The sequence below is a fragment of the Curtobacterium sp. PhB78 genome (assembly GCF_003751685.1).
Classification (GTDB): domain Bacteria; phylum Actinomycetota; class Actinomycetes; order Actinomycetales; family Microbacteriaceae; genus Curtobacterium.
On sequence record NZ_RKIA01000005.1, the window covers coordinates 439,554 to 451,378 of the forward strand.

General features: G+C 71.3%; 11 protein-coding genes. 7 read left to right on the plus strand and 4 right to left on the minus strand.

The features are described from left to right. The first annotated feature begins 140 nt into the window (after nt 1–140). Together fbaA and EDF53_RS14280 are read left to right on the plus strand one after the other, a co-directional pair. Nucleotides 141–1,169, plus strand: a complete 1,029-nt coding sequence (gene fbaA, locus EDF53_RS14275) for a class II fructose-bisphosphate aldolase (protein ID WP_123294161.1) — start codon at nt 141–143, stop codon at nt 1,167–1,169. 93 nt (nt 1,170–1,262) lie between these two features. After that, nucleotides 1,263–2,522: a M18 family aminopeptidase gene (locus EDF53_RS14280; RefSeq protein ID WP_123294162.1), complete on the plus strand. Its 1,260-nt coding sequence runs from the start codon at nt 1,263–1,265 to the stop codon at nt 2,520–2,522. Nucleotides 2,523–2,732: 210 nt separating this feature from the next. On the opposite strand, the gene EDF53_RS14285 is transcribed toward EDF53_RS14280, so the two are convergent. Together EDF53_RS14285 and EDF53_RS14290 are read right to left on the minus strand one after the other, a co-directional pair. Beyond that, a complete protein-coding gene (locus EDF53_RS14285) occupies nt 2,733–3,497 on the minus strand; it encodes a DUF6264 family protein (protein ID WP_123294163.1) in 765 nt (254 codons plus the stop codon). Further along, complete coding sequence (locus tag EDF53_RS14290; protein ID WP_395873674.1) at nt 3,494–4,558, minus strand: 4-hydroxy-3-methylbut-2-enyl diphosphate reductase; 1,065 nt, start codon at nt 4,556–4,558, stop codon at nt 3,494–3,496. Before EDF53_RS14290 ends, EDF53_RS14285 begins: the two co-directional genes overlap by 4 nt. 125 nt (nt 4,559–4,683) lie before the next feature. Between EDF53_RS14290 and xseA the strand changes: the two genes are divergently transcribed. Beyond that, a complete protein-coding gene (gene xseA, locus EDF53_RS14295; protein WP_123294164.1) occupies nt 4,684–5,943 on the plus strand; it encodes an exodeoxyribonuclease VII large subunit in 1,260 nt (419 codons plus the stop codon). A 25-nt stretch (nt 5,944–5,968) separates the two neighbouring features. Here xseA and EDF53_RS14300 read toward each other — a convergent pair whose 3' ends face one another. Next, a complete protein-coding gene (locus tag EDF53_RS14300; protein WP_260215765.1) occupies nt 5,969–6,724 on the minus strand; it encodes an alpha/beta hydrolase in 756 nt (251 codons plus the stop codon). 81 nt (nt 6,725–6,805) lie between these two features. On the opposite strand from EDF53_RS14300, the gene EDF53_RS14305 reads away from it, so the two are divergent. The 4 genes from EDF53_RS14305 to EDF53_RS14320 all read left to right on the plus strand — a co-directional run bounded on the left by EDF53_RS14305 (nt 6,806) and on the right by EDF53_RS14320 (nt 9,939). After that, a complete protein-coding gene (locus tag EDF53_RS14305; RefSeq protein WP_111084805.1) occupies nt 6,806–7,051 on the plus strand; it encodes an exodeoxyribonuclease VII small subunit in 246 nt (81 codons plus the stop codon). Then, nucleotides 7,048–7,683: a DUF4245 domain-containing protein gene (locus EDF53_RS14310; RefSeq protein WP_123294165.1), complete on the plus strand. Its 636-nt coding sequence runs from the start codon at nt 7,048–7,050 to the stop codon at nt 7,681–7,683. Before EDF53_RS14305 ends, EDF53_RS14310 begins: the two co-directional genes overlap by 4 nt. A 76-nt stretch (nt 7,684–7,759) precedes the next feature. Then, nucleotides 7,760–8,374 (plus strand): carbonic anhydrase, encoded by a 615-nt coding sequence (locus EDF53_RS14315; RefSeq protein ID WP_111084807.1) that lies wholly within the window; start codon nt 7,760–7,762, stop codon nt 8,372–8,374. 161 nt (nt 8,375–8,535) lie between these two features. Next, nucleotides 8,536–9,939, plus strand: coding sequence for an aspartate ammonia-lyase (locus EDF53_RS14320; RefSeq protein WP_123294166.1), 1,404 nt, complete (start codon nt 8,536–8,538; stop codon nt 9,937–9,939). Nucleotides 9,940–10,060: 121 nt separating this feature from the next. On the opposite strand, the gene EDF53_RS14325 is transcribed toward EDF53_RS14320, so the two are convergent. After that, the gene (locus tag EDF53_RS14325) at nt 10,061–11,422 is read right to left on the minus strand and encodes a PhoH family protein (protein WP_185021053.1); all 1,362 of its coding nucleotides are present in this window, start codon (nt 11,420–11,422) and stop codon (nt 10,061–10,063) included. Nucleotides 11,423–11,825: the final 403 nt, after the last annotated feature.

Sequence of the window (11,825 nt, forward strand, 5' to 3'; positions counted from 1 at the left end):
GCGGCCGACCGGCGGTCCGGACACCGGGCCCGTGCACGCATGTGCACGACTGACGCGAGCCGACCGCGTAACCCGCACCGCGCCTCCAGAGCTTCTGACTACGATCGGCGGGGACATCACCGAAGTCGAAGGAGATCCACGTGCCCATCGCAACGCCGGAACAGTACGCCGAGATGATCGAACGCGCGAAGGCGGGCAAGTTCGCGTACCCCGCGGTCAACGTGTCCTCGTCGCAGACCATCAACGCGGTCCTCCAGGGCCTGCAGGAGTCCGGTTCGGACGGCATCCTCCAGGTCACGACGGGCGGTGCCGACTACTTCGCCGGCCAGACGATCAAGAACCGTGCCGCCGGTGCCCTCGCGATGGCGAAGTTCGCCCACGAGGTCGCGAAGAACTACGACATCACGGTTGCGCTGCACACCGACCACTGCCCGAAGGACGCCCTCGACGGCTTCGTCCTGCCGCTCATCGCGGCGAGCGAGGAAGAAGTCCGCGCCGGGCGCAACCCGATCTTCCAGTCGCACATGTGGGACGGCTCGGCCGTGCCGCTCGACGAGAACATCGAGATCGCGAAGACCATGCTCGAGAAGACGCGGAACATCAACGCGATCCTCGAGGTCGAGATCGGCGTCGTCGGCGGCGAAGAGGACGGCGTCGAGCACGAGGGCACGAACGACGCCCTGTACACGACCCCGAACGACGTCGAGAAGGTCGTCGACGCACTCGGCCTGGGCGACAAGGGGCGCTGGATCGCCGCGCTCACCTTCGGCAACGTGCACGGCGTCTACAAGCCGGGCAACGTCAAGCTCCGCCCCGAGCTGCTCGGCGAGATCCAGGCCTCGGTCGCGGCCAAGCACGGCACCGGCGAGAACCCCCTCGACCTCGTCTTCCACGGCGGCTCCGGCTCGACCGACGACGAGATCCACGAGGCCGTCCGCAACGGCGTCATCAAGATGAACATCGACACGGACACGCAGTACGCGTTCACGCGCTCGATCGCCGACTCGATGTTCCGGAACTACGAGGGCGTCCTGAAGATCGACGGCGAGGTCGGCAACAAGAAGCAGTACGACCCCCGCGCCTGGGGCAAGGTCGCCGAGTCCGCCATGGCGGCTCGCGTGGGCGAGGCCGCGAAGGTGCTCGGTTCCGCCGGTCACACCAAGGGCTGACACCGGGAGCAACTGCCAGGAGGAACGGGGCGCGTCCGACGGACGTGCCCCGTTCTGCGTCCGGCCGCCTCCACCGCATGCCACGATGGGCAGGTGACCGTCGACGCCATCGCCTCCGAGTTCGCCCAGTTCGTCACCGAGTCGCCCACCGCGTTCCACGCGGCAGCGGCCTCCCGCGACCGTCTCGTCGCAGCCGGGTTCACCGAGCTGTCCGAGCTCGACGCCTGGCCGACCGAACCCGGCGCGTACGTCGTGGTCCGCGACGGTGCGGTCATCGCGTGGCGCCTGCCGGAGGGTGCACCGGCGACGACCCCGTTCCGGATCCTCGGCGCACACACCGACTCCCCCGGGTTCCGGATCAAGCCGAACCCCGGAGTCCGCACCGGCGGGTGGGAGCAGCTGAACGTCGAGGTCTACGGCGGCGCGCTCCTGTCGACGTGGTTCGACCGCGACCTGCGCATCGCCGGCCGGGTCGTCGACGCCGACGGCAGCGTGCGGCTCGTCAGCACCGACGCGGTCGCCCGCATCCCGAACCTCGCGATCCACCTCGACCGCGGGGTGAACGACGGCAAGGAGATCGACCGCCAACGCCACACGCTGCCGATCGTCGGGGTGGACGGCGACGCCGGAGGGACCTCGGTCGTGGAGTGGTTGCGCGCTCGCCTCGGAGACGATGCCGTGTCGTGGGACCTCTTCCTCGCCGACACCCAGGCCCCCGCCCGCATCGGCATCGAGCGCGAGTTCCTGGCGTCGGGCCGGATGGACAACCTGACGAGCGTGCACGCCGGACTCCGCGGCATCGTGGACGCTCCGGCCGACGGTGACCACATCCCCGTGTTCGCGGCGTTCGACCACGAGGAGATCGGCTCCTCGACCCCGTCCGGTGCCGGTGGCCCGTTCCTCGAGGACGTCCTCGGCCGCGTGCAGGAGGGTCTCGGCGCCACCCGCTCCGAGGCCGCTCGGGCGTTCCGCGCCTCGTGGCTGCTGTCGAGCGACGCCGGGCACCTGGTGCACCCGAACCAGCCGGAGAAGCACGACCCGACGAACCGTCCGCGCCCCGGCGCCGGTCCGCTGCTGAAGATCAGCGCGAACCAGCGCTACATGACCGAGGCCAAGGGCGAGGCCGTCTGGGCCGCCGCGTGCGACACCGCCGGGGTGTCGTGGCAGCCGTTCGTCAACGTCAACACGATCCCCGGTGGCTCGACCATCGGCCCGATCGCGGCGACCCGGCTCGGGATCCCGACGATCGACATCGGCGTCGGGCTGCTGTCGATGCACTCGATCCGCGAGCTCGTGCACGTCGAGGACCTGGCGTCACTGCACGGCGCCGTCGCGGCGTTCCTGGCAGGCTGAGCCCTGGCATGCTGAGCCCTGCCCGGCGTCCGCGGGCCGGGGTGGTCGCGACTCCCCGCGCGCGCAGGACCGAGTGGTCACGAACTGTCGGGGGCCCCGGCGCCCGACGACACTTCGTGACCGCTCGACGGCGGGCGCGCGGCGTGTTGCGACCACTCGACGCGCGGATGCCAGCGCCGCGAGCAGCCTGGCGGTCAGGCGGTCCGAGGGTCAGGCGCCGGCCTGGCGCATCATGAACTCGACGAACTGCGGGTCTTGGAACACCACGACGACGAACGCGATCGTGCTCACGAAGGTGGCCACGACCGCACCGACGATCGGCACCCAGAACGTGCGCTTGCGTGCCCGGAGCCGGCGGATCGACCACCACGCCACGAGCGCGAAGACCACGACGTTCGTGATCGCCCCGATGATCGCGGCACCGCTCAGTGCACTCGGGTCGTTCAGCGCCGTGTACTGCGTCTCGAGGGTCCGACGCACCGTCGACGCGACGTTGGTCACCGCGAGGGACTGCACCACGGAGATGAGTCCGAAGGCGAGCAGCCCGACCGTCAGGACGAAGTCGGCGGGCGTGCGTCCGAACCGGCTCGTCGACGCGGACCGCTGCGACCCGCCCGTGGTCGGGTCGCCGGCTGCGCCGGGTCGGCCTGGAGGCACGGTGCCGGTCGGCGCACCGGCACCCGACCGGTACGCGGTCGCGCCGTCCTGCCCGGCCTGGCTCGCCGCCTGCTGGCGACGGTCGCGCTCCTGCTGCTCGCGCTCCTGACGTTCCTGTTCGACCAGGACCGGGTTGACCCATCCCTCTGGCGCGTACTCGCCGTACGCGGGGGCGGGCCGGCCGTGGACCCGGCCGCTGACGGCACCGGCGGCCGTCGTCGGGGACGTGCCCCGGGCCTCCTGGCCGGCTGCCGCCGTGTCGTCGACGTGACCCGGCTCGCGCTGCGGCACCGAGCCCCAGCCGTCCGCGCCGCTCATGCCCGACGCCCGCCGAGCGCGCGCGTCGGGTTGCCCGACGCGTCGGTGCGGAGCTCCTTGGGGAGCGAGAACATCAGGTCTTCGTGTGCGGTCACGACTTCTTCCACGGCGCCGTACCCGGCGTCGGCGAGTTGCTCGAGGACCTCGGCGACGAGCTCTTCGGGGACGGACGCGCCGCTCGTGACGCCGACGGTGGCGACGCCGTCGAGCCACTCCTGGCGGATCTCTTCCGCGTAGTCGACGCGGTGCGCGGCCTTCGCCCCGTGCTCCAGGGCGACCTCGACCAGACGCACGCTGTTCGACGAGTTCGCGGAGCCGACGACGATCACCAGGTCGGTGCCCGGGGCGACCTTCTTGATCGCGACCTGGCGGTTCTGGGTGGCGTAGCAGATGTCGTCGGACGGCGGATCCTGGATGGTCGGGTACTTCTCGCGCAGCAGGCGGACGGTCTCCATCGTCTCGTCGACGCTCAGCGTGGTCTGCGACAACCAGACGAGGTTGTCGGGGTCGGGGACGTCGAGCGCGGCGACGTCGTCCGGGCCGTTGACCAGGATCGTGCGGTCGGGGGCGTGGCCCATCGTGCCCTCGACCTCTTCGTGGCCGGTGTGCCCGATCAGGATGATGGTCCGCTCGGCCTTGGCGAACCGGGTGGCCTCGCGGTGGACCTTGGTGACCAGGGGGCAGGTGGCGTCGATGGCGTGCAGGTCGCGGTCGGCGGCACCGGCCACGACGGCGGGTGAGACGCCGTGGGCGCTGAACACCACGTGCGAACCGCGCGGGACCTCGGCGACGTCGTCGACGAACACCGCACCGCGCTGCTCGAGGGTCGACACGACGTGGACGTTGTGGACGATCTGCTTGCGGACGTAGACGGGCTCGCCGTACTGCTCGAGCGCCTTCTCGACCGCCACCACCGCCCGGTCGACCCCGGCGCAGTAGCCGCGGGGTGCCGCGAGCAGCACCTTCTTCGGACCGGCGACCGGCTCGTCACGCAGTCGCCCACGCGCCGCGTGCACACGCGGAGGGGCGAGCGGGACCGTGTGGCCGTTGGTGATCGTCACGTCCCCGATGATAGGTGAGCGGGACGCACGCGACCTGGGCGCGGGGGCCGGCTGTGGAGAACCCGCCGCTCGCCCGCTGTCACCGGTGTCGGGCACGATGGACGTCCCGCACGAGAAGGAGCGACATGGCGATCGAACAAGGCCCGCCGACGGCCGACAACCCGTGGCCGGTCGCGCTCCTCGGCGCGAAGCTCCGCGACTGGATCGACCGGCTCGGCACCGCGTGGATCGAGGGCGAGATCACGCAGTGGAACGTCGCCGGCGGCAACGTGTACGGCAAGCTCAAGGACGTCGAGGTCGATGCGACGGTGTCGTTCTCGATCTGGTCGAGCGTGCGGTCCCGGGTGCCGGCGGACATCAAGCAGGGCGACCGGGTCGTCGCAGCGGTCAAGCCGAACTACTGGGTCAAGGGCGGCTCGCTGACCATGCAGGTCGTCGAGATGAAGCACGTCGGTCTCGGTGACCTGCTCGAACGGCTCGAACGCCTGCGCCGGACCCTGGGCGAAGAGGGGCTGTTCGATCCCGCACGCAAGAAGCGCCTGCCGTTCCTGCCGCACCGCATCGGCCTGATCACCGGCAAGGACTCCGACGCAGAGAAGGACGTCAAGCGCAACGCGCAGCTCCGGTGGCCGCAGGTCGAGTTCCGCACCGTCCACACCGCGGTGCAGGGCGAGCGGACCGTGGGCGAGGTCACGGCGGCGATCCTCGAGCTCGATGCCGACCCGACGGTGGACGTCATCATCATCGCCCGTGGTGGCGGCGACTTCCAGAACCTGCTCGGCTTCAGCGACGAAGGACTCGTCCGCGCAGCAGCAGCGGCGAGCACACCGATCGTGTCGGCCATCGGGCACGAGGCCGACCGTCCCATCCTCGACGAGGTCGCGGACCTCCGTGCCTCCACCCCCACCGACGCCGCCAAGCGCGTCGTGCCCGACGTCGCGGAGGAGCTCGCGAACGTCCGGCAGGCCCGCGCCCGCATCGGCCTGCGGTTGTCGCAGACGCTCGCGGTCGAGGCCGACCGGATCGCCGCCCTCCGGTCACGCCCGGCGCTCGCGTCGACGGCGTGGCTCGTCGACACCCGTGCGGAGGAAGTGGCCCGCGACCTCTCCCGGTCGCGGGAGCTGCTCGACCGTCGGCTCGAGCGGGGCCACTCGGAGGTCGGGCACCTGACCGCCAGGCTCCGTGCGCTGTCGCCGCGCGACACGCTGCGCCGCGGCTACGCGATCGTGCAGCGGGCCGACGGCGGCGTGGTGCGGTCGTCCGACGACCTCACCGGGCAGACGCCGGTGCACGTCACGCTCGGCGCGGGGACGGCGATCGGAACGCTCGAGCCGGACGGGCCGGGTCCGGACGGGTCGGGGTCGGGGTCGGGGTCGGCCGCCTGACGCGTCGGGGTCGCCGACGGCCTGGTCACCAGCCGCGGTCGCGCAGCCAGGTCGTCGCCAACGTGCTCCACGCCTCGGCCGGCCCGAGGCCCTCGGCGAGCCCGATGCCGTGCACCCCGCGCTCGAACACGTGCAGGTCGAACGGCACCCCGTGCCGCGCCAGCGCGTGTGCGTAGGACAGCGAGTGCGTCACCGGCACGTGCTCGTCCTCGGCCGTGTGCCACAGGAAGGTCGGCGGAGTCCGGTCGTCGACGAGCAGGTCCACGTCCACCGCGGACCGCTCGCGGACGCTCGCGCCCGGTCCGAGCAGGTTGTCAGCGCTGCCGACGTGCGGGTGGTCCGTCATCGACGTCACCGGGTAGCAGAGCACCGTCAGGTCGGGCCGGTCGTCGACGTCCGACACGGCGCGCTCGGCCGGCGTCGGTGCGTTCGACACGAGGGCCGCCAGGTGCCCGCCTGCCGACGAACCGATCACGACGATCCGCGGATCGGACGGGAGGCCCGACCAGCGTCCGGCACGCAGGTCACGGACGAGCGCTCGGGTCGCCACCACGGCGTCCGGGTGGCGGTGCGGGGCGAGCGGGTACGCGAACACGACTGCGTCGATGCCGATCCCGTTCAGCCAGCGGGCGTACCCCTCCCCCTCGTGCGGGGCGTGCATGCCGTACCCGCCGCCGGGCAGGACGACCGCGAGCGGGGGACGGCCCGGCAGCCCGTCGCGCTCCGCACTCGGTCCGTCCGGTGCCGGGTACCAGTCCACGCCCTCGGGGAGATCTGTCATGGCGCGACCCTACCGGCCGGTGTTCTCCCCAGGCGCAGCGAGCACGTCGGTCAGTCGGTGGACCCTCGGTAGGATCGAGTCGTGCCATCCCAGCAGGAACCCGAGCAGACCGACGTCCAGTCGCTGAGCTACGAAGCAGCCCGCGACGAACTCGTGCGTGTCGTGAGCGAGCTCGAACAGGGCTCCGCGACCCTCGAGCGCTCGCTGTCGCTCTGGGAGCGCGGCGAGGCCCTGGCCGCCCGGTGCGAAGAGTGGCTCGTCGGCGCTCGTGCCCGGCTCGACGCGGCCCGCGCGGCCAGCAGCGCCGAGGACGGCTCCGCCCGATGACCGACGCGAACGGTCGTCCGATCGTCGCCGAGCTCGGCCGACCCGAGACGGCAGAGGAGACCTGGGCACGCAAGGACGCCGCACGGACCGCTCGCCGCCAGCACCAGACGGCCTTCAACCTCGTGATCGCGCTCATCGCGTCGCTCGGCATCGTGCTGTTCCTCGTCGCCGTGGTCGTGCGGCCGAACACCACGGTCGACCGCACCGTCGATTACCAGCAGATCGCGGCCGATGCCCACGTCGGCGACATCTCGCTCGCCGCCCCCGACCTGCCGAGCGGCTTCACGTCGAACCGCGCCGACTTCTCCGACAAGACCTCGGACGACGTCGACGTCTGGACCGTCGGGTTCGTGACCCCGGACAAGCAGTACCTCAGCCTGCAGCAGGGCGTGGACGCCAACGGCTCGTGGGTCTCGAACCAGCTCGACCAGCGACCGTCGACCGGCACTCGCGTCATCGACGGCACGAAGTGGACCGTGTACGACCGACGGGCCGAGGGCTCGGATGCCGGCAACCACGCGTACTCGCTCGTGTCCACGTTCGGCACCAACACGATCGTGCTCTCCGGCACCGCCGACGACTCGTCGTACCGCACCGTGGCCACGGCCGTGACGAAGCAGTTCTCCCAGTAGCGACCGCCGGACGAATCCTGCCGGACACCCCGCAGCCCGACCACTCGACCTGATCCGACCCGATCCGAGGAGCCCCATGCCCGACCGCGCCGCCTCCACCCCGTCCGACGCCCTGCGCCTGCTCGTCGACGGCAACGCCCGCTTCGCCGCCGACAAGCGCCGCATGGGCCGCACGGACCCCGACCGCCGAACCGAGCTCCAGGGGTCGCAGGCGCCGTTCGCGACCGTCCTCGGCTGCTCCGACTCGCGCGTGCCGTTCGAGCACGTGTTCGACGCGGGCATCGGTGACCTCTTCGCCATCCGCAACGCCGGGCAGATCGTCGACGACGTCGTGCTCGGGTCGATCGAGTTCGCGGTCGTCGCGCTCGGCACCCCGCTCGTCGTCGTCCTGCGCCACACACGGTGCGGTGCCGTCGCCGCGGCCCGCTCGGGTGAGCCGGTCCCCGCGCCGCACCTGCAGGCCCTGGTCGACGCCATCGCCCCGAGCGTCGAGAAGGTCCGTGCCACCGACGCCGAGCTCCCGCAGGAAGCGATCGGCGCCGCCCACCTCGAGGCCACGCTCCGCCAGGTGCTCGAGCGCTCCGGGGCCGTCTCCGACGCGATCGCCGAGGGCCGGCTGGCCGTCGTCGGCGCGACCTACGACCTCGGCACGGGCGAGGTCACGATCGACACGGTGGTCGGCAACGCCTGACGGCCCCTCGGCGCCGCACCCGCACGTCCCACATCCGTCGCACCGGTACAGTCGAACGAGACGCCCGGCGCCGGTTCCGTGACCCACGGAGACCTCGTGCGCCGGCGCAGTCCCCCGACGCGACCGCGTCCGGCGAGCACCCCAGGAAGGACCACGACGACGTGACCGACACCACCGAGACCGAGTTCCGCATCGAGCACGACACCATGGGCGAGGTGCGGGTGCCGAAGTCGGCGTTGTACCGCGCCCAGACCCAGCGCGCTGTCGAGAACTTCCCCATCTCGGGCACCGGGCTCGAGTCGGCCCAGATCGTGGCGCTCGCCCGCATCAAGCGCGCTGCGGCCATCGTGAACGGCGAGCTCGGCATCGTCGAGCCCGCCGTCGCCGACGCCATCGCGGGCGCGGCGGACCTGATCATCGGTGGGCAGCACCACGACCAGTTCCCCGTCGACGTGTACCAGACCGGCAGCGGCACCTCGTCGAACATGAACATGAACGAGGTCCTGGCCACGCTGGCTTCGGACATCGGCGGCACCGCGGTGCACCCGAACGACCACGTCAACGCCTCGCAGTCGTCGAACGACGTGTTCCCGACCTCGGTGCACGTCGCCGTGACCGAAGCCCTGCTGCGCTCGCTCGTCCCGGCGCTCGAGCACCTCGCCGAGTCGCTCGAGGCCAAGGCGACGCTGTGGGCCGACGCCGTGAAGTCCGGCCGCACGCACCTGATGGACGCCACCCCGGTCACCCTCGGCCAGGAGTTCGGTGGCTACGCACGCCAGATCCGCCTGGGCATCGAGCGGGTCACCGCGACGCTCCCCCGCGTCGCCGAGGTCCCCCTCGGCGGCACCGCCGTCGGCACCGGCATCAACACCCCGAAGGGCTTCCCGCAGCGGGTGATCGCCCAGCTCGCGAGCGACACCGACCTGCCGATCACCGAGGCCGTCGACCACTTCGAGGCCCAGGGCGCGCGCGACGCCCTGGTCGAGGCCTCCGGGGCACTCAAGGTGCTCGCTGTCAGCCTGACGAAGATCAACAACGACCTGCGCTGGATGGGGTCCGGCCCGAACACCGGGCTCGGCGAACTGCACATCCCCGACCTGCAGCCGGGCTCGTCGATCATGCCCGGCAAGGTCAACCCGGTCATCCCCGAGGCCACCCTGATGGTGGGCGCGCGGGTCATCGGCAACGACGCCACCATCGCCTGGGCGGGTGCGTCCGGCGCGTTCGAGCTCAACGTCGCGATCCCCGTGATGGGGACGGCGCTGCTCGAGTCGATCCGTCTGCTGGCGAACAGCTCGCGGGTGCTGGCCGACAAGACCATCGACGGGCTGCAGGCGAACCTCGAGCGGGCCCGGGCGTTCGCCGAGTCGTCGCCGTCGATCGTCACCCCGCTCAACCGGGTCATCGGCTACGAGGCCGCGGCCAAGGTCGCGAAGTACGCCGTCGCCGAGGGCATCACCGTCCGCCAGGCCGTCGTGGCACTCGGACACGTCGAGCGTGGCGAGGTCACCGAGGAGCAGCTCGACGCGGCACTGGACGTCCTGTCCATGACCCACCCGAACTGAGCTCCTGCCGCGCGACCCCTCCGCGCTGACCCCTCCGCGCTGACCCCTCCGCCAAAGCGACAGATCTCCGCGAACTGTTCGCGGAGATCTGTCGCTTTCGCGTGTGGGGAACAGCCGGGCGCTAGACCAGGTCGGGCGAGTCCAGCAGGTCCGTCACGAGGGCGGCGATCGCGGAGCGCTCCGACCGGGTCAGCGTGACGTGGGCGAACAGCGGGTGACCCTTGAGCCGCTCGATGACGCTCGCGATGCCGTCGTGGCGGCCGACCCGCAGGTTGTCGCGCTGCGCGACGTCGTGGGTGAGCACCACGCGGGAGTTCTGCCCGATGCGGGAGAGCATGGTGAGCAGCACGTTCCGTTCGAGCGACTGTGCCTCGTCGACGATCACGAACGCGTCGTGCAGGGACCGACCGCGGATGTGCGTGAGCGGCAGGACCTCGATCAAGCCGCGCTCGATCACCTCGTCGAGGACGTTGTCGGACACCACCGACCCGAGGGTGTCGTAGACCGCCTGCGCCCACGGGTTCATCTTCTCGCCGGCGTCACCGGGCAGGAACCCGAGGTCCTGGCCACCCACGGCGTACAGCGGCCGGAAGACCATGATCTTCTTGTGCTGCTGCCGTTCGAGGACCGCTTCGAGCCCGGCGCACAGGGCCAACGCGGACTTGCCCGTGCCGGCGCTGCCGCCCAGGGACACGATGCCGATCTCGGAGTCGAGCAGGGCGTCGATCGCGAGCCGCTGCTCGGCGGAGCGGCCGCGCAACCCGAAGACCTCGCGGTCGCCACGGACCAGGGCGACGGAACCGGCGGTGTGCACGCGCCCGAGGGCCGAACCGCGCTCGGAGTGGATGACGACTCCGGTGTTGACCGGCACGCCGTCGAGCTGGACGGAGCGGATCTCCTCCTTCTCGTACAGGTCGGCCATCTGCTCGCCCGAGACCTGCAGGTCGGCGATGCCGGTGTAGCCGGAGTCGACCGCGAGCTCGGCGCGGTACTCCTCGGCCGCCATGCCGATCGACGACGCCTTGACGCGCAGGGGCAGGTCCTTCGACACGACGACCACGTCGAGCCCGTCGTTCTGCAGGTTCGAGGCGACGGCGAGGATGCGGGAGTCGTTGTCGCCGAGCTGCAGCCCGGACGGCAGGACGGACTGGTTGGAGTGGTTCAGCTCGACGCGGAAGGAACCGCCGTCACCGAGCGCGATCGGGAAGTCGAGCCGTTCGTGTTCGATGCGCATCTCGTCCAGCAGCCGCAGGGCCTGCCGCGCGAAGTACCCGATCTCCGGGTCGTTGCGCTTCGACTCGAGTTCGCTGACGACCACGACGGGCAGGACCACCGCGTGCTCGGCGAAGCGGAACAAGGCCCGCGGATCGCTGAGGAGCACCGATGTGTCGAGCACGTACGTGCGCTGGGCAACCGACGTGGACGAGTCCGCGGTGGGCTGGTGCTGGGTTCCGCGAGAGACGTTCTGAGAGGTCACGACCACTCCATCCCCGGGCCGCGAGCAGCCCGGTCCATGTCCTCGAACGCGGCCGTGGAGCGGGTCCCGAAGCACCGACTGTGGCCGCTTCGATCGGGCGCGGTGCCCGATGGGGACAACGTACGTCCGCCCTCCGACACCCCGCCAGCGACACGCGGATTCCGGCGTTACGGTCACGTGAACAACGTGACTCCGGCAGTCGACGTGGCCGACCACCGGACGGGAGGCCCGTGGCGGCGCCGCCCCGCGCCTCCCGTCCGCCCTTCCGCACGTCCAGATCCGCGAAAGCGACAGATCTCCGCGAACCGTTCCCGGGTGGATTCAAGTGGTCGGTGCAACACCGCCTGTCAGTGACGCCGAGAGTAGCTCGTCGAGAGCCTCTCTCGGCGTCATGGCGTCGAGGCGTTTG

Coding starts and splice junctions, on each gene's coding strand:
- EDF53_RS14285 (WP_123294163.1), bottom strand. CDS start 3,497: ATGAGCGGCGCGGACGGCTGGGGCTCGGTGCCGCAGCGCGAGCCGGGT.
- xseA (WP_123294164.1), top strand. CDS start 4,684: ATGGCGATCGAACAAGGCCCGCCGACGGCCGACAACCCGTGGCCGGTC.
- EDF53_RS14300 (WP_260215765.1), bottom strand. CDS start 6,724: ATGACAGATCTCCCCGAGGGCGTGGACTGGTACCCGGCACCGGACGGA.
- EDF53_RS14310 (WP_123294165.1), top strand. CDS start 7,048: ATGACCGACGCGAACGGTCGTCCGATCGTCGCCGAGCTCGGCCGACCC.
- EDF53_RS14315 (WP_111084807.1), top strand. CDS start 7,760: ATGCCCGACCGCGCCGCCTCCACCCCGTCCGACGCCCTGCGCCTGCTC.